At 67.4% G+C, this 21,415-nt stretch carries 22 protein-coding genes; 8 read left to right on the plus strand and 14 right to left on the minus strand.

Features of this window, described 5'->3' with window-relative positions:
• The first annotated feature begins 768 nt into the window (after window positions 1-768).
• Complete coding sequence (locus EAH86_RS04945) at window positions 769-2,661, plus strand: glycosyltransferase (RefSeq protein ID WP_140737556.1); 1,893 nt, start codon at window positions 769-771, stop codon at window positions 2,659-2,661.
• Window positions 2,636-4,003 carry a nucleotide disphospho-sugar-binding domain-containing protein gene (locus tag EAH86_RS04950; protein WP_140737557.1) on the plus strand — a complete coding sequence of 456 codons (1,368 nt, stop codon included), beginning with the start codon at window positions 2,636-2,638 and terminating at the stop codon, window positions 4,001-4,003. Before EAH86_RS04945 ends, EAH86_RS04950 begins: the two co-directional genes overlap by 26 nt.
• A 1,324-nt stretch (window positions 4,004-5,327) precedes the next feature.
• Here EAH86_RS04950 and EAH86_RS04955 read toward each other — a convergent pair.
• The gene (locus tag EAH86_RS04955) at window positions 5,328-6,272 is read right to left on the minus strand and encodes an NADP-dependent oxidoreductase (protein ID WP_140737558.1); all 945 of its coding nucleotides are present in this window, start codon (window positions 6,270-6,272) and stop codon (window positions 5,328-5,330) included.
• A gap of 100 nt (window positions 6,273-6,372) precedes the next feature.
• Between EAH86_RS04955 and EAH86_RS04960 the strand changes: the two genes are divergently transcribed.
• Window positions 6,373-6,888, plus strand: a complete 516-nt coding sequence (locus EAH86_RS04960) for a MarR family winged helix-turn-helix transcriptional regulator (RefSeq protein WP_140737559.1) — start codon at window positions 6,373-6,375, stop codon at window positions 6,886-6,888.
• 8 nt (window positions 6,889-6,896) lie between these two features.
• Here the strand turns inward: EAH86_RS04960 and EAH86_RS04965 are convergent, their stop codons facing one another.
• The 5 genes from EAH86_RS04965 to EAH86_RS04985 form a co-directional block, all read right to left on the minus strand.
• Window positions 6,897-7,097: a DUF2000 family protein gene (locus tag EAH86_RS04965; protein ID WP_425325213.1), complete on the minus strand. Its 201-nt coding sequence runs from the start codon at window positions 7,095-7,097 to the stop codon at window positions 6,897-6,899.
• A 429-nt stretch (window positions 7,098-7,526) separates the two neighbouring features.
• Complete coding sequence (locus tag EAH86_RS04970; protein ID WP_206665743.1) at window positions 7,527-8,294, minus strand: class I SAM-dependent methyltransferase; 768 nt, start codon at window positions 8,292-8,294, stop codon at window positions 7,527-7,529.
• Window positions 8,291-9,112, minus strand: a complete 822-nt coding sequence (locus EAH86_RS04975; RefSeq protein ID WP_206665782.1) for a methylenetetrahydrofolate reductase — start codon at window positions 9,110-9,112, stop codon at window positions 8,291-8,293. The genes EAH86_RS04970 and EAH86_RS04975 overlap by 4 nt, the downstream gene beginning before the upstream one ends.
• 304 nt (window positions 9,113-9,416) lie before the next feature.
• Window positions 9,417-9,626 carry a DUF6582 domain-containing protein gene (locus tag EAH86_RS04980; protein WP_140737562.1) on the minus strand — a complete coding sequence of 70 codons (210 nt, stop codon included), beginning with the start codon at window positions 9,624-9,626 and terminating at the stop codon, window positions 9,417-9,419.
• 173 nt (window positions 9,627-9,799) lie between these two features.
• A complete protein-coding gene (locus EAH86_RS04985) occupies window positions 9,800-10,237 on the minus strand; it encodes an SRPBCC family protein (RefSeq protein WP_161988563.1) in 438 nt (145 codons plus the stop codon).
• A 302-nt stretch (window positions 10,238-10,539) separates the two neighbouring features.
• Between EAH86_RS04985 and EAH86_RS04990 the strand changes: the two genes are divergently transcribed.
• Entirely contained in the window at window positions 10,540-11,124 is a 585-nt protein-coding gene (locus EAH86_RS04990; RefSeq protein WP_140737564.1) for a dihydrofolate reductase family protein, read from the plus strand.
• Window positions 11,125-11,332: 208 nt separating this feature from the next.
• On the opposite strand, the gene EAH86_RS04995 is transcribed toward EAH86_RS04990, so the two are convergent.
• Together EAH86_RS04995 and EAH86_RS05000 are read right to left on the minus strand one after the other, a co-directional pair.
• A complete protein-coding gene (locus EAH86_RS04995) occupies window positions 11,333-11,734 on the minus strand; it encodes a nuclear transport factor 2 family protein (protein ID WP_140737565.1) in 402 nt (133 codons plus the stop codon).
• A 137-nt stretch (window positions 11,735-11,871) separates the two neighbouring features.
• The gene (locus EAH86_RS05000) at window positions 11,872-12,429 is read right to left on the minus strand and encodes a dihydrofolate reductase family protein (RefSeq protein WP_140737566.1); all 558 of its coding nucleotides are present in this window, start codon (window positions 12,427-12,429) and stop codon (window positions 11,872-11,874) included.
• 337 nt (window positions 12,430-12,766) lie between these two features.
• On the opposite strand from EAH86_RS05000, the gene EAH86_RS05005 reads away from it, so the two are divergent.
• Window positions 12,767-13,639, plus strand: a complete 873-nt coding sequence (locus EAH86_RS05005; RefSeq protein WP_161988564.1) for a tyrosine-type recombinase/integrase — start codon at window positions 12,767-12,769, stop codon at window positions 13,637-13,639.
• A gap of 661 nt (window positions 13,640-14,300) precedes the next feature.
• Here the strand turns inward: EAH86_RS05005 and EAH86_RS05010 are convergent.
• From EAH86_RS05010 to EAH86_RS05020, 3 genes are read right to left on the minus strand one after another with little or no spacing between them, the layout of a single operon-like run.
• Window positions 14,301-15,335, minus strand: coding sequence for a hypothetical protein (locus EAH86_RS05010; RefSeq protein ID WP_140737568.1), 1,035 nt, complete (start codon window positions 15,333-15,335; stop codon window positions 14,301-14,303).
• 8 nt (window positions 15,336-15,343) lie between these two features.
• Window positions 15,344-16,306, minus strand: coding sequence for a hypothetical protein (locus EAH86_RS05015; RefSeq protein ID WP_140737569.1), 963 nt, complete (start codon window positions 16,304-16,306; stop codon window positions 15,344-15,346).
• 5 nt (window positions 16,307-16,311) lie between these two features.
• Window positions 16,312-16,560: an ABC transporter permease gene (locus tag EAH86_RS05020; RefSeq protein WP_140737570.1), complete on the minus strand. Its 249-nt coding sequence runs from the start codon at window positions 16,558-16,560 to the stop codon at window positions 16,312-16,314.
• A 186-nt stretch (window positions 16,561-16,746) separates the two neighbouring features.
• Here EAH86_RS05020 and EAH86_RS05025 point away from each other — a divergent pair, with 186 nt between their 5' ends.
• Window positions 16,747-17,754 (plus strand): molybdopterin-dependent oxidoreductase, encoded by a 1,008-nt coding sequence (locus tag EAH86_RS05025; RefSeq protein WP_161988565.1) that lies wholly within the window; start codon window positions 16,747-16,749, stop codon window positions 17,752-17,754.
• A 204-nt stretch (window positions 17,755-17,958) separates the two neighbouring features.
• Here the strand turns inward: EAH86_RS05025 and EAH86_RS21005 are convergent, their stop codons facing one another.
• On the minus strand, window positions 17,959-18,117 hold the full coding sequence (locus tag EAH86_RS21005) for an Imm8 family immunity protein (protein WP_425325220.1): 159 nt from the start codon (window positions 18,115-18,117) through the stop codon (window positions 17,959-17,961).
• 168 nt (window positions 18,118-18,285) lie between these two features.
• Here EAH86_RS21005 and EAH86_RS05035 point away from each other — a divergent pair, with 168 nt between their 5' ends.
• Both EAH86_RS05035 and EAH86_RS05040 read left to right on the plus strand, forming a co-directional pair.
• Window positions 18,286-18,852, plus strand: coding sequence for a TetR/AcrR family transcriptional regulator (locus EAH86_RS05035; RefSeq protein ID WP_161988566.1), 567 nt, complete (start codon window positions 18,286-18,288; stop codon window positions 18,850-18,852).
• A gap of 10 nt (window positions 18,853-18,862) precedes the next feature.
• Window positions 18,863-19,633: a maleylpyruvate isomerase family mycothiol-dependent enzyme gene (locus EAH86_RS05040; protein ID WP_206665744.1), complete on the plus strand. Its 771-nt coding sequence runs from the start codon at window positions 18,863-18,865 to the stop codon at window positions 19,631-19,633.
• A 385-nt stretch (window positions 19,634-20,018) separates the two neighbouring features.
• On the opposite strand, the gene EAH86_RS05045 is transcribed toward EAH86_RS05040, so the two are convergent.
• The gene (locus tag EAH86_RS05045; protein ID WP_140737574.1) at window positions 20,019-20,714 is read right to left on the minus strand and encodes a DinB family protein; all 696 of its coding nucleotides are present in this window, start codon (window positions 20,712-20,714) and stop codon (window positions 20,019-20,021) included.
• A gap of 125 nt (window positions 20,715-20,839) precedes the next feature.
• Window positions 20,840-21,268, minus strand: a complete 429-nt coding sequence (locus EAH86_RS05050; RefSeq protein ID WP_140737575.1) for a DUF309 domain-containing protein — start codon at window positions 21,266-21,268, stop codon at window positions 20,840-20,842.
• Window positions 21,269-21,415: the final 147 nt, after the last annotated feature.

The following is a 21,415-nucleotide window of genomic DNA, read 5'->3' on the forward strand; positions in this document are numbered from 1 at the left end:
CGACATCGACCACCTCGCGCAGATCGGTCAGACTGTTCATGCGTTCTCTCCTTCGCCGGACGGGACGTGGTTCCGGTCCGGGACGAAGGCTCGGCAGGACTGTGATGAGACACATCCGGCGCCGCTAACGCCAGGTGGTCAAGCTCCTGATCAGGCCAGTTCCTCCAACCGGGCCGGGGCCGGTGACCACGAGCGGACAGGTCGCAACAAGGCACAAAGCCAGTCTTTCCGGGGGTCACACTCGCGGTCACCAACCACAGCCCAGCACCTTCAGGCTGCGCTGGCGATCCTCACAGTCTTACCGCCGCAAGCGGGCGAGTCCGCGACCGGGGCCGGCTCAGCCCACACAAGGGCGATCACGTCGATCACCTCCTGCTCCACGACCTCGTAGACCACGACAAACGGGCCGTGCTGTTCTGGAACTACTTCGATGATCTGGTTCGCGAAGAGAGCGGTGGGGTCGGGCTCGTGGGCTTATGGGTCAATCGGTTCGGGAATTTCGACCCCGGGGTGCACCGTCGGCGTCCATGACGCCTGCACGTTCAAGGACGACGCGAGCAGATCCGCGCGCCGTTCGCCGAGGTGCTTCTGACGGGGAGTGGCCTCGCCGAGAGCGACGCCTCGCGGGTCCACCCGGCCGATCGGGCTACCTCCTCATCCGGGTCACGTCCTCATCGCCGGAGCTGCGAGGAGGCCAAGAGTCTCGCCGACGGCATGCGCACCGCGAACGTCTAGGGTTTGTCCAAGGTTTCTGCTTACCATGCGGGCGTGACCTCCACCCTTCCGGCGCCGACCCGGGCGAGGCTCGACGCGGTCCGGTACGCATCCTCATTCCTCGAGGCGATCGACCTCATCGATCCGCTCGTGGACGTCGTCCGCGTCGACGGTGACGCCGCGATCTACGCGCTGCGCGACGCCATCGACGACGACACCGACCAGCTGACGGCCATCGTCGCGGTGCACGCGGCGGCAGCCGGGGGAGCAGCCGTGGCGGCTGCGCTCGTGGTGCCGCTGCTGACCTCTCCCGTGCCGTACCTCCGGGAGCACGCCGTGTGGGCCCTGTGCCGCTGCCCGGTGTTGCCGGAGGCCTTCGCCGCCCTGCGACTGACGACCGAGGAGGGCGGCTTCGTCGGCATGCTCGCCGAGGCGACTCTCGAGGCCTGGGGGCTCGTCGGTCCCGACGTCGATGACGCCGCAGCCCTTCCCGCGGTGCCTCTCCGCGACCGCGACCCGTCTGGCCTGACGGTCGCCCAGCTGTTCCTGCACGCCGACATCGACGGGGGCCTGCTGCACGCGGGGAAGGGCGACACCGGTGGGATCGCGACCTTGCTCGTCCAGTTGGGCGACTCGCTCGTCGACGACCCCCGGATCGCGCGGGTGCTGACTCTCTCGCGCCGCCACGACGACGACGAGCGGAGGCCCGAGGACCCGCTGTCCCCGGGCCACCACTACCTCGGTGTTCCCCTGCCCGGACCGGTGCGGCCCGCCGCGGACACCTGGCCTCTTCGCCGGCCCGTCCGGCAAGGGCTGCGCCGCGCCCTCAGCGCGGCCGCTCCCGTCGACGTCCTCCACCTGCGGATGGCCGACGTCGGCTCGTGGGCCGCGGCGGAGGTGGCGCGCGAGATGGGCATCCCCACCGTGCTGACCCTTGCGCCCGACCCGCACGCGCTCATCGCCGCACGCGAGGCGTCGGGCCTGCTCACCCGCGCCACCTTCGGCTCTGCGGACCACGCCGAGCACCTCGTCTTCCGGGTGCTGCTGCTGCGCGACCTCGCCGCCTCCGCCGCAGGTCTCGTCGTCTTCCCTCGTCCGCAGCTGGAGCGCGACCTGCGCGACCTCCTGCACCTCGACCCGGCGGCGGGCGACCGTCCCGTCGTCGTGCCCGAGGGCATCGACTTCGCGCCCATCGACCGCGCCGCACGTGAGGTGGCGGCGGCCGCTCGGGGAGCCGAAGTCCCCGCACCGGCTCGACATGCGCTGGCCGAGCTCGACCTCCTGCTCTCGACCTTGCCACCTGCGCGCCGCGAGCTCCCGCTCGCGATCACCGTCGGGCGGCTGCACCGGGTGAAGGGCATGGCCACGCTGGTGGAGGCGTGGGCGTCCAACCCGACGTGCGCCGAGCGGTGCAACCTGCTGGTCGTCGGCGGCGACCTCGCCGACCCGTCCGACGACGAGGCCGAGCAGCTCGCCCGCATCGACGCGTCGGTTCCCCGCCCAGGGGCCGCCGAGCGCGGTCTGCTGTTGGCGGGCCACCGCCCGAACGGGGTGGTCGCCACCTGGTTGGCGGCCGTCCGCCTGGGCAGGTTCGGCCTCAGCGCGCCGGGTGGGGTGTACGTGTCTGCCAGCCTCAAGGAAGAGTTCGGCATCGCCATCCTCGAGGCGATGGCGTCGGGACTCGTCGTGGTCGCCCCGGGAGGGGGTGGACCGGCCACCTACGTCGAGAACGGAGTGACGGGCCTGCTCGTCGACACCACATCGGCGGACGTCCTCGCCGATGCCGTCGTGGCGGCGCTGGGCCTGGCGGCTGCCCCGGACGCCGCCGCTCGCGCCCACCAGGCCAGAGCCGTCGTGACCGATCAGTTCAGCATCGCCAAGATGGCCTCGTCCCTCGCCACGGTCTACTCGGAGGTCACCCGTGACGCTGCTCCTCATCAGTCCTGACTACGCCTCGCACCTGCTCCCACTCGCCACGCTCGGCACCGCGTGGGCCGAGGCGGGCGAACGGGTCGTCGTCGCCACCGGTCCGGCGACGGACGCGATCGTGCGCAGGTTTGGCTTCGAGCGGGAGGACCTTCGTCTGGGGCGCGGGTCCAACCCGGGAGTGATCCGCGCCGAGGACCAGCCCCGCGGCGAGGACCAGGCCCTGCGGGGGTTCTTCGAGGCGACCCGTCTCGGGGCCGTGCCGACCCTGGCGTTCCAGGCGGCTGCACGCGGCGACGACCTGCTCTGGGAGCCGCTGCGGGTCGCGCGTGAGGTGCAGGAGCTCGTGGACCGGGTGCGTCCCGACCAAGTCATCGTGGACCACCTCGCCTTCAGCGCCCGGCTGGGGCTCACGGGCGCACAAGTGCCCCACGCCGACGTCGTCCTGGGGCACCCCTCCGCGCTGACGGTGGGCGACGAGGTCTACGGCTACCCTCCTGCCTGGCCGAATCGACTGCAGCCCAGCCCTCGTGCTCTCGACGCCCTCCGTCGTCAGTGTGAGGGTGTGCGCGATGCGTTCACCGAGCAGTGGAACACCGTGCTGGCCACTCTCGACCCGGGCGCGGACGCCAGCCACGACGCCTTCGCCGAGACTGGCGACGTCCTGCTGCTCAACTATCCCGAAGACCTCCACGCGCCCGAGCGAACCGCGCTCCTGCCCCGGCACGCCTTCCTCGGGTCCACGGTGCGCTCCGAGACGCCCGATCGGGAGGTGGATGCCTGGCTGGCCCGCGACGACGCACCCATCGTCTACGTGAGCCTCGGCACCTTCCTTTCCGTCCGGTCGGATGTGCTCGCTCGTGTCGCGGAGGCGCTGCGCGGCCTCGAGGTGCGGGTCGCGCTGGCCGCCGGCTCCACCTCCCCTGACGAGATGGGTCCGATCCCACCGTCGTGGCTGGTCCGTGGCGAGCTTCCTCAGGTCACGGTCCTGGGTCGCGCAGCCCTGGCGGTGTCCCACGGTGGCAACAACAGTGTGACCGAGGCGATGGCAGCCGGGGTGCCGCTGCTCCTCCTGCCCCTGTCGACCGACCAGTTCACCGGCGCGGCGGCGATCGAGGCGGCGGGCCTAGGGACGGCACTCGACCCCAACGCGGCCACGCCCGCGCAGCTGCAGACGGCTGTCGAACACCTCCTCGCCCTGGCACCGGATGCGTCGGCCCGGCTCTCACAACTGTCGCTGGACCTCACTCGCAATCCCGGGCCCCGACGTGCCCGGGTGGCGCTGGCGGGACAGGACGACACCGCCGGTGGGAGCCGCGCGGGACTGCTGGAGGCGGGAGGCGCTGACCACGGGAGGCGCTGACCCGGTGCAAGGAACCCTCAAGCGGTTCGCCGGTACGAAGAACAGACTGAGTACCTCGTCGCGATCGCAGGGGGTTTTGGAATATCAAGGCCGTGGTGGCAGGACCTAGGTGCCAGCTTTCAGGCGGCGACCATTGAGAGGGTCATCGAGGCGGCGTTCGGCGTCAAGAGTCCGACAAAGGACCAGTTTTCGATGTCGCTACCTTTGGTGGGGAGGACGTGCGCGGCCATAGATCCGCGCGTCTTTCCGCCGCCTGTCGGCCCGGTTCGTCATAGCTCACATGTCGTGCGCGTACGTACTAAGTGGGCGCCTGCAACGGCGCTTGGCGCTTGGAGGGAAGTTTTGATTCAACCCAGTTGGCCAGGGCTCGGGTGTGACTACTGCGACGCCGAGCGCGGCTCACGCGCGAAGCGGCGGCGTTTGCGGTTACGGCGGGTGACCCAGCCGGCAACTTCGTTGGCAGCTGCCGCCACCGCGACGGTCAGGGTCAGTCCTGTGAGGACGAGGTCTCCCTTGTTGTGGTCTCTCAGACGCATACTCGCGACGTGCCCCCTGCGGGGGGCTCTAAACACGTTTGTGCGGCCGAATTGAGTTGGGGATGACTGCCGCGATCCGCCTGGTCATCGATGTAGTGCTCAGCGGTCTTTCCGCCGCCAGTCGGCGAAGCTGGCCACCTACGGTCCTTGGGTCGGGCTGCCGCCGACTGCGTTAGTTTGGCTTGATGCTCCTTGAAGATGAAGTAGTGGACGCCGTCGTGGCATTCATTGTGGGCGAAGGGTTGGACGATCCAGTCCACCGCGCACGCCAACGAGCACGGCGACGACATCGATGCGCTCAAAGATGGCCAACACCTTGTTGTGGAGGCGAAGGGAGCGGGCAGTTCCAAGGCCACTACCAAGCGGTACGGCCAACTCTTCACCGGCAACCAAGTCGGTTCACACATCGGCGTCGCTGTCGTCCGAGCTCTCCGCTGGGTGTCCAGCGGCATCGCGTACCCCACCTTGGCGTTCCCTGACAATCGGCATCACCGCGACCGCGTAGACGCCATTGCCCCAGCACTCGCGCAGCTGCGAATCGGCATCTTCTGGGTCTCGGACAACCATGAGGTGACACTGCAGGCACCTTGGGATCTCTAGACCTGGTGGTGCGTCTATCCGCCGCCTATGGGTGATCGTCGCGATCTCTGTTCACGAGTTGGCTCAGCACACCTAGTCAGTCAGGTCGGATCAGAAGCCGTCCGGGCTAATTTCAAGGCGATCGACCGCTTTGACGTTCATCCCCGGAGCCTCTCGAGGGTGTCCTTGCCGCGGCTGCGGACGGCCGGTCAGGCGCTGGTCGGCAGTACGACGATCTTGCCGGCGAGGGTCCCATCACCGGCGCGGGTGTGAACGGTGACTAGCTGAGCCATCGGGACTCGCTCGGCGATGTCGACGGTGAGCTCACCGCGGTCGACGCGGGTGGACAGCTCGGCGAGCTGGGCGGGGTCGCTGCGGACGTACAGGTCGATGCTGCGCACGCCGCGCGCCTCGTCGGACGGAGCGGGCATCCATACGGTGGTGTTGACGATGATGCCTCCGTCGTTGACCCGGGCAGCCAGCGCGCTGAACTGCTCTGGACTGATCGGGGCCAGGTTGAGCAGCACCTCGACCGGCTCGCTGAGGGCGGCGCTCACGTCGCCGGCAGTGTGGTCGATGACCTCGTCGGCGCCTTGTGCCAGCACTTGCGCACGGGTCTGAGGGCTTGCGGTGGCGATGACGCGGGCACCCGCTGCCTTGGCCAGCTGGACGGCGTAGCCGCCCACGGCGCCGCTCGCGCCGTTCACCAGGATCCGTTGCCCTGGCCGTAGATCCGCGTGGTCGAACAGCGCCTGCCACGCGGTGAGCCCCACCAGGGGCAGGGCCGCCGCGTCGGCGAGCGGGATGCTGACCGGAGCCGGCGCCAGGGTCGCGGCGCCCGCCAGCACGTACTCGGCCGTGGCGCCGTCGTCGCCGAAGGGCAGGAAGCCGATCACCGAGTCGCCCAACTGCAGCCCGTCAACTCCGGCGCCGAGCGCGTCGACGGTCCCGGCCACGTCCAGGCCCGGGATGTGCGGCAGCTCCAGGGGCATCGGCCCCTGCATGCGTCCGGCCCGGATATTGGCGTCAACGCCGTTGAAAGACGTCCCAGCGACGCGCACCCGGACCTGGCCCGCCCCCGGGGTCGGCGTATCGACGTCCTCCAAGTGCAGAACCTGTGGGTCGCCGTATTCGTGGAAACGTACTGCCTTCATGTCAGAATCCTCACCCTTGATTCAACTGCTCCGAATTTGAAGCACTTTCGTACGATAGCACTGCTTCAGATTCGAAGCAACTCCCGCTATGATGGACGTCATGACGGACAGCCAGCCGAAGCTCGAGCCGGCGCAGCTCGGCGCCTACTTCGCGTTGATGGAGGTCGCAGGGTTGTTGCGCCACGGCGTCGAAGCCCAGCTGCGAGACGCGGGCGACCTCAGCTACGTGCAGTTCCAGCTGCTGGCTCGGCTCGGTCTCGACTCCCCGACCGGCAGCCACCGAATGACTGACCTGGCCGACGGCGTGGTCTACAGCCGCAGCGGCCTGACCTATCAGGCGAGCCTGCTCGAGCAGGCAGGACTTGTGGAGCGTGGACCCGCTCCCGACGACGAGCGCAGCGTCATGGTCACCATTACCGACGCCGGCCGGGAACGGTTGGCTCAGGTACTCCCCGGGCACGTCGAGGTTCTGCGCGAGATGTTCCTCAAACCCCTCTCGGGCGCTGACGTCACCGCGCTCGCCGCGCTGCTCCGGCCTGTGCGCGATCACATGAGGTCCAGCCCACCCCGGTCGGCAAAGCCCCGACCCCGTAAGGGCACCGCATCGAGTCGCTAGTCGAGTGCTCAACGGTGCGCCCGGGTGCCCTTGATGACCTTGTCCACCGCGTTCTTCGGGCCGTGCAAACCAAGCCCGACCACGTCGAGCACGGCGCTCACCCCTGCCCTGTTGTCTGCGTCGTGGCCGGTGGAAAACATGGCACGGGTGTAGACGGCCAGCGCCGCATCCCCAAGCACCTGTATTGAGCACAGCCCGGTCGGCGGCACTCATGTCGACCGGGTCGGGATGCTCCGTCGCCGAGCGTCACGGAGGTCGGTCGTGTCGAAGTTCAGTCGCTCGGAGTCGTGAGACGCTCGCTCACTCGCCCGACAGAGCCTTGAGATCAGAGGCGAGGGAGGTGGCATCTGGCAGGTCCGATCCATACCGCGTCGAACCACCGCGAGTCGGGTGACTGTCCCGGTCCTCCAGGACAGTCTCGAGCAGGTCGCTCGGGGCCGCACCCGCCTGCTGGTTCGTCGTCGGCGCCACGCGACGGAAGTGGAGTGACCTGACGGGCAGCGCCGCGCTAGGCCCTAACACAGGTCCGGTGCCTGCCGTGCATCCGACACCGGCAATCGGCGTTGGGCCAGCTACGCGGGAGGTCCTACTGTCACGTCCTGTGCGCGTGATGACTGGCGCTGAAGCCGGGCTCGAGGTCAGGTCGACCGAAGCACGAGCATCCTGCCGCGTATCTCACCGGCCGCGAGCAGCGAGCCCATCCGGCTCGACTGCACCTCAGCCGTCTGCCAGCGGGGATCGTCCCCGTGGAGGCGCTCAAGCTCGGTCTGGACCGTCGCCATCACGTCTTCCCAGTCGGCCGGGAAGGCAGCGAAGTGGTCGGTCCAGCCACTGGTCAGCACTCGCAGTGACGCTCTCTCGAGCAGTTCGTCCAGCGCCTCAACGGTGAGGAAGTTGTTGCCCTCGGGCCGTTCCAGGCGGAGGTCTCCGGGGTGCATGGCGCAGTAGACGATCATCCCGAAGCGCGCCTCCGGCCCCAGCACCCGCCGGATCTCGGCCAGGTATGCCGCCTGGTCGTTCACCGTGCACAGCACACCCAGGCTCCATCCCGCTCTGATGGACCCGGTCGCGATCGGCAGTTGGGTGCCTGCCTGCAGCGCCGCAAGGCCGAACAGCACGCTGGCGGCCCTGCAGGCTCCGGGCTCAGGGTCGGTCAACAGGGGACGTACGCCGGTCTCTCGTGCCGCGAACGCGGCCGGCCCGCCGACGCCGGCGCCGCAGTCCAGGAAGATGTCCTCGGCCTCCGGCGCGAGGTGGTCGAGCAACCAGTGCAGCGCGCCCGGGCTGCCGCTGCCTCGGCATCCCGCCGGGATGCGGTAGGCCGGGGCAAGGCCAGCGACCACGTCCGCAGTCCAAGCTGCGACAGTGTCGAACTCGGCCTTCATCGAGTCGGGGGAGTCGCTCACCGCCGCACTCCTCGCGTCGTTCGGATCCGGTGGCCGATCTCGGCCTGGATCTCGGCGGCGTCCTGCACGCCGCGTGCCGACGCGAGCCCGGACAGGTTCACCCCGGCCACGCCGGACAACTCCAACAGCTCAACTGCCTCGTTTACAGCCGTTGCGATGCCGGCCGCGACGGGGTCGTCGGCCGTCAGCACCGCCTCGAGGCGCTCAGGTGCGATTTCCAGACCCGGCAGTCCTGCCAGAGCCGCTGCCGAAACCTCATCGGTAAACACGACGACGGAGGCGATCACCGGCATCTCCAGCCCGGCCACCCGCGCAGTCTCCAGGAACTCGACCAGCTGGGCCCGCCTCGGCACGTGGTTCAGGACGGCCACTCGGGCGCCGACCTCCTGCTTGCGCACCAATCTCTTGGGACGCACGGCCACCGGCCGCGCGGTCGGCGTCTCCACCACCGCAACGGGAAGACCGAGCGACGCGGCCAACGCCGCCAGCCGGGTACCGTCCAGATCGAAGGCCTGGGTCACCTCCGGGTGCACGTCGTACGCCCGACCGTCGCCTGTGACGCAAAGCACCGTGGCCAGACCGTCCAGCGCGAGGGCGTGTAGCTCCTGCTCGAGACTGATCCGGTTGCGATCCCGACAGGCAAGCGTCACCCAGGGCACGGCGTCCGCGTCGTCGATCAACCGAGCCAGCGTGCTGGGCGGGAAGTCGGCGCGGTCCTGGTGGTCGCCGACCAGAACCGCGTCGCAGCTCGGCGCGAGCAGCCGGGCGGTGGAGCGCAGCGTCTGCGCATCGGCCGGCGGCGCGCTCAGATCGGTCAAGATCAACGGCGCCTGCCACGGGCCGGACGGCTCCGGGGGCCGGTCGACGCCCGATGCGCCCCAGTCGCTCGCAGAGCCCTCCGGAAGGTCTGCGAGCCCGTCGAAGACACACGGAGCCGCAATCATCTCGCACTCGCCGTCGAGCCGGACGCCACCGCAAGGGCCGTACACCATTCGCTTGGGACAGCCCGGGACCCGCTGCTGAGACGACAACCGCACAGCGCACAGACTGTCAGGCCTCTCTGCCAACCGCGCGACCAGTCCTGACGAACCGCACCGTCAGCTCAAGGCAGAAGAGTTCTTGTCAGTCGTCTTTTTTCAGGCTCGGATACTTCTTCTCGACCGCCGCCCGCACCTTCTTCTTCTCGGCCGCCGACCCATGTTGGGCCACCCTTGCCAGAGCGTTCCGGGCGTGCTCGATGTCAGGAATCGGGTACTTCTCCTGCTCAGGCAACGCGAACGACGACTTCTTCAGCTTCTTACGGTTCTCACTGTCACTCAGATCCTTCGCCACCTCGGTCTCCTTCCATTCTGGTCAGGTCTGGCACTACCCACTTGGGGCGTCGTCCAATCTGCGGGGTATGGAAACGACATTCGGACCGCGTCATATCACGGCGAGCGGGGGCGCTCAATGCCGATGAGCGGGCGTGCCATAAGGGTTTTGCCGCTGCCCAGGACTCCGTTGCCTCACGACCGCTGGGTGCGGAGCACGTCCAATGTCTTCTGTAAGTTCCTCCTGAACATCTGTTCGCCGAAGAGGGCCACGGGGACATAGAAGAGCCAGCCCCTGCCCTTCCAGCGTCGGTCGAGAACCACCCGGATGTGACTGCCTCCGCCATTGCGTGGCTCAGCTGTGAGTGTCCATGTGCCACCGGGCTGCCACACGTTTGAATCCTTCGTCGTGCCCACGACGCGCTTGTCCGACCATTCATACCGCTCGCGTGCCCAGACAGCCGGACTGCCCTCCGTTGCCTCAGCCCAGGTCGGGCCACGCTCGTGCAACTGCCAAAACCCGCCAGAGATGTTTGGCCACAACTCAGGCCTTCGCTCGGTGAAGTCGGTTGCTGCCGCCATCACCTGCTCCGCTGCAACATCGGAGTCCACGTCAACGACAACGTATGGCACGTTGTTACAGTAACGCTGGCGAGCGCTCAAACGTCCGCCCATGCCGCGATCCGCACGGTGCATCTATTCGCCGCCTGCCGGCTGTGCTGTGAACGTCCTCTCATGGCCGATGAGCGGGCTGCCGTACCAGATCCTCGGGCGCGGGCCGCCGGGAATGTCACCGGACCCCGTAGCGAGGTAAAGCGCTGGGTTCCGGTGACTGCTTTTGCCGACCAAACGATAGACAAAGGGGCGATCACGCGACATTGCCCTTGAGCGTCGCAGGATGCAGGCTGGCAGTTCCACAAGCGAAAGGGAATCCGGTGCCAGACCTGTTGGTGGACTTCATCACGTCGCTCGACGGCTACGGCTCGGGGGAGGGTTGGCCGGGCTACTGGGGCCTCGCCGGACCTGAGTACCTGACGTGGCTCGAGGAGTCGCCGGAAAGCAACTACACGGCCCTGATGGGGGCGAACACCTATCGACAGTTGTCTGGCTTTGCGGCCGAGACTGAGGACGATAGCTTCGCGCAGTTGAACGCGATGTCGAAGGTCGTGTTCTCCTCGACTCTCAAGGAGCCGCTGGAGTGGGCCAACGCGCGCTTGGTCCACGAGGACCCTGTTGAGGCCGTTAGGTCACTGAAGGCGCAGAGCCCCCATGGGTTACGCACGATCGGCAGCCTCACGCTATGCCGGTCGTTGCTCGGGGCCGGCCTGGTAGACCGCTTCCGGGTGGTCGTCTTTCCCGTCATCACCGGCAGCACCGGGCGGGAGCGCATCTACGACCGGTATCCCGACGTCGGCCTTGAGATGGTCGCCAGCCGCACTTTCGACGGCAGAATCCAGCTGCTCGAGTACGTGCCCAACATCCTCACCGGTCCGCCGAGCGGCGACCACCTCACGACCTGAACTGCGGCACCAGTTGCTCGGGCCGGGCGACCGCTGGCTGAGCGCGATCTCGGTGCGTCGACAGATGGGCTGTAGGGCTGACGCGGTCAGGACACCTGACGATTGAGCGGGCGCTGTTCTCGTTGAACGATTGTGCGAAACAGGTGTTCTCTTCCGCCGGGAGTCGGCCTGGCCCAGAAAGCTCGCTCGCTGCCGCATTCAATGCGCCCTATGCGCTCTCGTCGGCTCCGAACGTCTCGGTGGCCAACCGGGTGTCCATGTACTCACGAACCTCCTGGATCAGTCCGTCCTGGAACCTAAGGACCCAGCAGCAGTTGTTGTCGTAGCGGCGGCCGTCGGGCAACTCGTTGCGTCCTGAGTGCTCGACGACCACGCAGTCGCCGTCAGCGTGAATGCAGTGCACTTCGATGCTGGAGGATGGGCCGAGTGTCTGGGTGGCTCCTCCAAAGAGCTTGTCGACCACAGCCTGCTTGCCCTCGAACGCCCGGGACCATTGGTTGACGCGCATCCAGCGCCAGGTGACGTCCTCAGCCATCGCTTCGAACAGCGGGGCGACCCGGCCCTGCGACATCGCGCCCATGACTTCGTGCGCTCGCTCCTTGGGGTCCATGAACAGGGAGTGTAGGTCGGTGACTCGCCCGCGTTCGCTCGGTGAGCCCCAGCTACTCCCGGCCTGCTTCCCCGCGCTGCATGTGCCGAACGCTCGCGTGGGTTCGGCACGCACGTAGCCGTGTCGCTGCTGCGGTTTCAGCCCTGCGGTATGTAGATGAGCAAGGTGATGCCGGAAGCGAAGGACCGCGCGTTCACAAGGTTGAGGCGTGGGATCTGGTAGCCGTCGGGGAACAGCCGCCGACCGCGCCCTTGCACCACGGGGTAGACGAACAGCCGGTACTCGTCGACCAGCCCCGCGGCGATGAGGGCGTGGGTCAACGTGATGCTCCCGGTCAGCACGATGTCGTTGCCCGGGCGCTGCTTGATGTCTCGCACCTTCTGGATCGGGTCGCCCGAGAGCACCGTGGAGTTCTGCCAGCCCGGATCGGTCATGGTCGAGGAGACGACGTACTTCTCGACGTTGTTGAGGTAGTCGGTGATGCCGGTCTTGTCGTCGCTCAGCTGGGGCCAGTAGCCGCGTAGATCCTCGAAGGTCTGTCGCCCGACCAGGAGCCCGTCGGCCTCGGCGTCCTGCCGGTGGATCTCCTCCATCAGATCGGACATGTCGCCCTGACCTTGCGGGTCGAACCACTCCCCGAGCATCTCGATGGACCCGTCCAGGGTGACGTTCTCGGTGCTGATCAATTTGCGCACAAGTCGCTCCTTGAATTCGTATGAATACCCACGAGTCTGTCCTACATCTGAGCGAGCTCCGAGTGCGGTCTACACATGCGACAACTACCACGCCGAGGAGAGACGTGCCCATCACCATCTGTGGCGCCCGTCGCTCACGTCGAGTGTCTGCTCATGCGGCGATGCGTGAGGTGTCTCATATTGCCGCTTCGATCGCTTGGAGGCCCGGCGCTACCGTCGTTGGGTCCGAGTGCCTGACCGCGTTGGCGACGGGCGGGGTCAAGCCGTTCATGCTGTCGCCGCATGAGGTGAAGCCATGCCGGACTCAACAGCTCTCTTGCCCTTTCAGCCCACCTCGATGTCGACCGCGCAACTCGCTGCGGTCTCGTACCTAGCCCGCTACTCCGGACACACCCACGCCTTGTACGAATACCAACTCCGGGAGTGGTTCTCGTGGTGCGAGGTACATGGCCTCGACCCCTTGGTGGGCGTCCAACGGGCGCACGTGGAGCTGTACATCCGCCCGCTCGGCGACCGCGGGCTGATGGACTCTTCCGTGGTCACGATGATGCACGCCGTCCGCGGCTTCTTCCGGTTCGCCCACATCGACGGCCTGATTACGTCCGACCCGGTTGTCTACGCGCGCCTGCCGAAGGTGCACCGTGACGAGTCTCGCACTCAGGGACTGGACCGGCTCGAACTGATCCGTTTCCTCCAAGTCGCGCAGACGATCACCGTCCACCACGGCGCGCTGGCCTACCTGCTCGGCATCAACGCCCTCCGCGCCTCCGAGGCAGCCGCAGTCCGCATCGAGCACTACGCCGAAACCCTGCGGGGACACCGGGTGCTACACCTGGTCGGCAAAGGCAACAAGCCGGCCACCATGCCGATCACCGTCCCGGTGCTGCGCGTCCTCGAGGCATGCCGCGGCGTTCGAACCAGCGGACCACTGATCCTGCGCCCGCTCACTGGCAACCCCATCGACCGGCGAGACGTCTACCGGATGATCGCCCGGATCGCGAAGGGCGCCGGCATCCCGCGACACATCAGCCCGCACTCGCTGCGGCACGCCGCGATCACCAACGCCCTGGACGCCGGCGTCCCGCTGCGCGACGCCCAGATCCTGGCCCGACACGCCGATCCCAGGACGACCGAGCACTACGACCGCGCTCGCGGAAACCTCGACCGACACGGCGTTCACTTCCTCACCGCCTATGTCGCCGGCGTGTAAGAGCCCAGACGCTGAGTCGGTATGTGGGGCGGCTTTGATCCTCTGCTGCAGGCTCACCACTTGTCGCGGGACAGTCTCGTGACATGCCAAGCGCCTGGATGGTCGGCGAAACAAGGGTGAATCGAGCGAACGGCTCGACCCTGAGAACGCAATTTCAGAAGCATTCGACGTGCGAGCCAGCGGTTGGCGTAAGGGCTTTGGTGCACATGGCGACTCCAATGTGGAACTGAATTGGAGTGGCGCCTCGGCACTATCGTCGAACGACACGTCGGCGGCCGCACTTATATGCCCGGCTCACCCGCATTCCAAGGTCCATGGAGCCGGAGGGACAGTCGAAGACTACTCCCCGACTCCTTGCCTTGACGGGCTCGCGACACAGCCGAGGTCGCACGGACGTGCTGCTGCGTCATATCGCCGCGTGACGACCGCCGGCGGCGGTATGGGCGCCACTCCTAGCGTGCCCCCTGTTCGCGTCATCGCTTCCGGGGCGCTCCTCGCTCCCACCGAGCGACCATCGGACGCTCGAGGAAGTTGTTCGCGGCCACAAGTGTCAAGGCCTTCGGTTGGAGTCACAACAGACGGGCCGGCTTCTTATGGGCGACTGCGCAAAGGTCCAGGAGACGTGGACCGAAACGAGGGATACGTGCCCGCGCTTCTTGGCTCAGTGGAGGCCAGCGTCGGCCTGTGCGGGGGCAGGAACGTCGACGGCCTCTCCGCAGCCGTCGACCAGCGGATGGATGGCCCAGGTGAATCGGTCCTCGGCCTGTCGACTGACCGTGGCGGGGTCTCGGGCGTCCGCGAAGCCGGCGTCCAACCGATGCTGGACGTCGACAATGTCGGCCGGCCATGCACCTTCCCATTTCCCGACGAAGGTGCATTTCTTGATGGGATGGATCTCGTTCCAGCCCGTGTGCAGCGAGTCGAACACCCAGGTGCCGTAGACGTAGAGCAGGTCGGCTCCCAGCCCGGTGACGGGGTCGTTGTCGTGGACCTCCGTCGGCGCGCCCTTGACATCCCCGGGGGCGCCGTGATCCCCGGATCCGAAGAGCGTGCCGAACAGCGCGGCCAGGAACGCCAGGAGGGCCAGGATCCCGGCGACGATGAGCCCCCACGGAGGGGGGATCGCGACACAGGCGATGAGCGCGGCGATCGCCAGGCCGAGCGCCACGGTGACGGCGATGAGGACGTCACGCACGCCGGCACCCTCGAACTCGGCATGCAGGATCGCGCTCTCGACGCCGTTCTTCTCGGTCGCCTTCTCCCCAGTGAAGAATCCGACGTGTTGTTTGGTTCCCGCCTGCTCGGCGACGAGGAACCCATACGGGCTGGTTAGCTCCAGGTCGGCCTGCTTGATGCCCGGCAGCGCGGGGTACGGCAGGAGGTTCATGCTGAAGTCGCTGTCGACCGAGCCTGGCCAGCTCTTGTCGGCCGGGGGCTCGCTGGAGACGAGCATTCCGATGGCGGATCGATCCCCGCCCAGACAGACGAGGCGGACCTCGAGCCACCATCTGCAGGCTGCCACCCCCGCAGCCGCGGCCGCTACCAGGAGGTAGAAGAGTGCGCACCAGCCGGCGAGCGCAATGATCGGAATCCAAACCACGGCGAGCCCTGCGGCGGCGAAGCCGAGGTAGGCGGACAGGGACACCCAGTCCTTGGCCTGGCAGCACGACGTGTACTGCTTGTAGTTGTCGGCCATGGTGACTCCTAGGGCTTCTTCGTCACGGTGACCGAGACACCGCCGGCAAGCCGGTCGGTGTGGTTCTCGGAGTAGAAGGCATGAATGTTGACGACCTGGTCGCCTACGAATGTGGACGGTGGCGTGATCGTCGCGGTGATCGCGGCGGTCATCCCCGGCGCCAGCCCTACGACGGGCGGGGTCAGGTCGACCGTCCAGCCCGCTGGCAGGCCCGGGTTTCGACCCACGGGGGCGTGCTTGCCCTGACCAGCCTCGCCGTCCCGGCACGGTCGAGCCTGCACCTCGAAGCCGTCCATCTCGAACTGGTACCGGTGCTCCTTGTCCGTCGCGTTGCGAAGGGGGAAGGAGAACGTCGCCGGCGAGTGCGCCTCGACGACGTCGGTGTTGTGTTGGCCCAGGTTGTTTCCATAGTTGAGATCGCTGGCCGGTGCCAGCAGCGCCTGTAGGCAGTAGTGACCGTCGACTGGCGGCGTCTGCCAGGCAAATTCGACGTATGCCGGGTTGTTCACCCCACCCTTGACGCCGACGTCCGCATGCTTGGTGGCAATGGGATGGGACGTCGTCCCGATGCCGAACTCGAGGTAGGACAAGTGCACTGGCATCAGGACCACAGGGCAGTCCGTCGACGCGTTCCACACCCTGACGACGACGTCGTAGGTCGTGTTCTTGGCCAGGTCGTGCGAGTCGACCTTCAGGCCGTCCTTGAAGATCCCGAAGTCAGGGTTGTCCCAGGTGACGGCCAGGCCGTGAGCCATCAGGTCGTACTGGGAGTAGATGAGGGGGTCGGGGGTGACCATTGCCGGATCCTCGATGGGGACGCAGTGCGTCTTGGCGGCCTTGTCGAGGCGTCCCGCTCGCTCCGGGACCCGGTGAAACAGAGACCCGAGAAGACGCCACAGGACACGCAGAAGCGCGCCGATCGCTCCGGGGATCCCGAGCAGGGCCTTGAGCAACGCGAGAAGGCCACTCACGGCACTCAGCCCTCGGCGGCCGGCGCGAGAGCGATCCACGTGCGACGAGCTGCGTAGGCACAGACGCACGCGATGACCGCCGGGATCACGACCAGGAGCCACTCCAGCGATCCGTCCCCGCCATCGGGCTCGGCCCCGACCAGGCCCTCAACCCATTGACGGTCCCAGATCGCTAGGACCGTGAACGTCAGCGCCAACGCGGCAGTGATCACCTCGACCCAGCCGCGGACGTTCATTCTCTGCAGTCCCCACATGACGGCCTCCTCACTCGCGAGGCGCGAGTTGGTGCCCCGGGAAAACTCATGCTCCTCCCCGCGCATGGTTTTGTCTTGCCGTCGGTGCATCGGATGGGCCGGCTTGTCGGGGGTGATGTCGACCGCACGGGTCGGGTACAGGATGGCAGGGTGAAGCTTTCGCTGGAAGGGTGCAGCCAGACGCCAATGAACGGTCGACTGGCCAACCTGGCCTTGTTGGTCGTGGTCCCGCTGGCGGCCGCGACCGGGTTCATGATGTTCGTGCTGGGCAGCGGACCGGTCTGGCCGGTCGCCATCCTCCACGGAGTCGTCGCCCTCCTCGTGGTTGTCCTCGTGCCGTGGAAGTCGCCGGTCGTACGCAGGGTGCTACGCCGGGCGGGGCGGCAACAGCGGCCTGGGCGGGTCACGTCCTTGGTGCTGGGCATCAGTGTGGTTCTGGCCCTGGTCACCGGCATCGTCCACGTCGTCGGTGTGTTGTTTGCCAGCTCGACTGTCACCACCCTGCAGCTGCACGTGGGTGTCGGCATCCTCGCCGTGGTCCTGACGGTTGCTCACGCGCTGCAGCGTCGCGTCCGCTCGCGCCGGACAGACCTGTCGCGTCGCTCGTTCGTCCGGCTAGGCGTGCTCACCGCCGTCGCCATCATGCTCGAGGCAGGCGTCCAGGCGACCGGGGCGCTCACGGCTCGGCGCGGCATACGTCGGCCGACCGGGTCGTTCCAGCTCGCGTCGTCCTCGGTCACGGCGATCCCTGCCACGTCGTGGCTGTTCGACCAGGTGCCCGAGCTCGACCTGACGTCTTGGCGGCTGGCCGTGACAGCGGGCGGCTCCTCGCGCGACTGGTCGTTGGCTGAGCTTGCCCGGTGGCAGGACCGGCAGGTGGCGGTCCTGGACTGCACGGGCGGGTGGTGGACCGAACAGGAGTGGTCAGGGGTGCGCTTGAGCAGGCTGCTGCCGCCGGGGGCCGGGGGAACGGTCGATGTGACCAGCGCGACGGGATACTCCCGACGACTGCCGCTGACCGACCAGCTGCTCCTGGCCACAGCGATCGACGGCGTCAGTCTCTCCCCGGCGCACGGGGCGCCTGCCCGTCTGGTAGTCCCCGGTCGACGCGGGTACCACTGGGTCAAGTGGGTCGTTCGGATCAGCCACGACGACCGCCCGTGGTGGGTCGAGCCGCCTCTACCTGTGCATTGAGACCGCGTCAGTCCCGGCAGTTCTCGGCTCGGACCGGAGGCACTTGAAAGGGGTCGCCCAGAGGGTCGCCGACCTAGCGAGGCTCGTCCAAGAGTGGCGCCCGCAATCAAGCCTGATGTTGTGTCCTGATGCCTGGAGGCCGCCACCAATGTGCGGCTTTCCGCCGCGAGTTGGGTAGGGGGATGTCTCTGTCTGTAGGTCCGGTCAGGCGCGATAGTCCTCGAACTCCCAGTACCCAAGGCGTCCGAGTCGCTCGCCGATCCCGGACCAGGTTTCAGCCTCCACTTCCCGCACTCTTGCTGACAGCCAGGCCGGAGCGCTGTCGCTGCCAGCCTTGGCGAACCATGCGCTTGAGTGTGTCATCAAGCAGGCAGGGTCGGGTCATGCTGCGAGCCGGGCAGTCCCCACTTCCGGTGCTTTTGGGCACTCAGATTGGTGGGCTGTAGCGGGACGAGCGGTTGTGGGGTATTGACATGTGATGAGCCGGGTGTCATTCTCCTAATCATGGTAGGTATACCTACGCGCGATAGGGTGGCCGAACGGCGTGAGGCCACACGAGCAGAGATCCTCAACGCAGCGTGGGCCGTGGCCCAGGAGAAGGGGATCGCGGCCCTGACTCTCAAGGACGTGGCCGACCGGGTGGGGATGCGCCCACCTTCCCTCTACTCCCACTTCGCGTCCAAGAACGCCATCTACGACGCGATGTTCGGCCAGGCCTGGCAGGGCTGTCTCGACACCATGCGTGCGGCCCGGGACGCCGGACTCCCAGACGATCCGCGAGCAGCTATCACGGTCATGGCCCGCGCCTACGTCGACTACGCCGTTGCCGACCAGTCCCGCAACCAGTTGATGAACGCCCGCATCAGCGCGGACTTCCGACCCAGCCCTGCGGCATACCTGCCCTCGGTCGCGGTGTGGGAGCTCAGCAGGGACCATTTCGCCACGATCGGGCTGACTGCGGAGGAAGACCTCGACCTCTTCTCCGCGGTCGTCGGCGGTCTCGTCGACGCCCAACTGGCCAACGACCCCGGAGGCGACCGCTACACACGGCAGCTCGACCGGGCTATCGGCATGCTCGCCGACCACTTCGGATTGTGAGGAGACCGCTATGCCCACGCAGACCACCGGCCAGGGAACGATCCACGACAGTCGGCTCGACCGCGAGGCCGCCATGAAGCTCGCGGCCGAGGAGTACTCCCGCTTCGCGCACGTCCTCGGCGGTCTTGCCGAGGAAGAGTGGCGGGCGCCCACCAGCTGTCCCGGCTGGACGGTCCGCGACATGGCCGGACACACGCTCGGCATGGCCGAGCTCGCCTCGTCGCTTCCCGAGATGGCGCGCCAGCAGATCCGCGCGAGCCGCGCGGCGAAGCGGTCGGGGCGCCCCCAGATCGATGAGCTCACCGACCTGCAAGTCCGCAAGCACCAGCACCTGAGCGTCCCCGAGCTGGTTGCCGCGGTCGATCGCATCGGGCCAAAGGCAGCCGCCGGGCGCCGGCGCCGACCCGCGCTGATGCGGGCGAGGACCATCGTCGACCGAGGCCCGGACGGCGCCACCCCTGAACGCTGGACGGTCGGTTTCCTGGTCGACACGATCCTGACCCGCGACCCCTGGATGCACCGCAGTGACATCGCCCAGGCGCTTGGGCGCCCGATGGAGCTGACCCGCGGCCACGACGGCGTCCTCGTCACCGACGTCGTTGCCGAATGGGGCATGCGCCATGGGCGGCCCTACAGCCTCACCCTGACGGGTCCTGCGGGAGGCCACTGGTCGTCCGGCACGAACGGGGAGGCGATCAGTCTGGACGCCGAGGAGTTTTGCAGGATCCTGTCCGGACGCGCTCATGGCACGGGGCTGATGGCGACGTTCGTGCCGTTCTGAGGCGCAGCTCCTTCACCGGCCTCCTTGCCGCCCTGCTGCCACTGCTTTGCTGGGACGTCTGGGTCGCATCAGTCACGACCAACGGCACCGTTCAAGTTGTTCGCCGTCCGTTCTCTCGTTGGTGCTCAGCCAGGTGCTCGGGCACTCGTGCTCTCGCCAGTGTGTTGGCTGCTCGTGGGAACCGAGAGGGAGGCGTTGGCCCTGACGGCGGACAATTCCTCCACCAGGATCGCCGCCATAGCGTCGACGAGCAGCTGCCACGACCACATCAGAACCGCTTTGAGCGCACCCGCTTGGGTGGAAGCGCGGCACTGGGTCGCGGACTCCGGCGGCCCATAGTCAAGTGCGTCATTCCGCCGCGAGGCAGATCGATGTGCGGACGTCGTCAGGCGTGCGCGATCGCGTGAAGGTCACGCATCGCGAATCGCAGATGTTCCCAACTCTCTTCAAGGATCACGTGCAGGCATTGGCGAACGCTCTCGGCCTCGGCCGGGTTGTGCGGGTTGCGGTGTTCCTGGTCGAGCACCTCGTTGGTGATCGTGGCCAGGAAGTCGCGCACCATCGCGGCCCGGTCCGCGCGTGCGGCCAGGACGTCCTCAAAGGGCCGCGCCTCGAAGCCACTGCTGCCGTGCCCGAGACCCAGGGGGTGGAAGTTGGCCTCCTCGAGTCCCAGCACGCCTTTGCCCAGCCAGATGTCGGTGGCGTACACCAGGTGACGCAGTGTCTCTGCGAAAGACCACTCATCATCGACCCTGACGTCGACGGACCCCGGGGGTAGCGCCGCTGCTCGCTCGATCGCCGAGTCCCACGCCTTGTCCACGGTGTTCCATGCCTCTTGCAGACCCGCCGGGCTCTCCGCCCGTCGCTCGCTGCGTCCAGGGAAGCGGCGATCCAGCTCCTGCTCGACGAACGGGGTCACGTCAACGCCATTTACCAGTAACCCGGGCCCGTTACTGAGCCAAGGGGCATCGATATCCATTCCAGCGATCTCGACGCCGCGCATCACCACATCCGACAAGTCGCACTCGACGAACCGCGCGCCGCGCAGGTCCTGCTCCACCAACTGCTTGCCCTCAGCCATGTGGTCAGCATAAGGAGCATCACCGACGTTCTTACGGCGAAGGCGCTCCGACAGCCAGGTGCAGAAACGCACTCACATGCCGCGCTCCGAGCGGTGCGTCCTACCACCGCGAAGCGGACTGCGGCTCAGAGCGTTCCGTAAGCTCGCGCACGCTCCACGACGGCATCCAAGTCAAGGCCGTAGGCCCAGCGTCTGGTCGCGGCAAATGCTGTCAACCGCCCCGCGGCACGTTCGAAGAGTCGATCGGCTCCAACCCGATTTCCGCGAGCCGCATGCGTCAAGGCAACACAGACCTGCGCCAGCCCCTGCCACAGGTCACGTTCCTCGACCGGTCCCGCCTTCCACCGGGCCTCCAGCACCTCGTGGGCTGAGAACGGGCGGCCTGCTCTCACGAGTTCTCGAGCTGCCGCAAGTGTCTCTTGGGGAGGCAAAGGTTCCTCCGACACAGGCTCGACCCCCTTGGCCCCATAGGGCAGCGGTCGGCCCAGAGCGTCGCGAGGCCTCGCCTGGCGTGCGCGGCCATCGGTGTCCCGGTCACGATCAGGTCCCGTCATGCGACCAGTCTCCCAAGAGACGGCACGAGACGGCACGAGGAGGCGCGTTAGCCGGGCGTCTAACCGCGGTCGCCGGCCGACGTGGTTGTGAGGGGAGTATGCGCGCGATCCGCCAGGTTTGTCGGGCGGTAGGTAAGGGTACGAGCC

The sequence above is a fragment of the Pedococcus bigeumensis genome, assembly GCF_006438965.1.
Lineage (GTDB): Bacteria > Actinomycetota > Actinomycetes > Actinomycetales > Dermatophilaceae > Pedococcus > Pedococcus bigeumensis_A.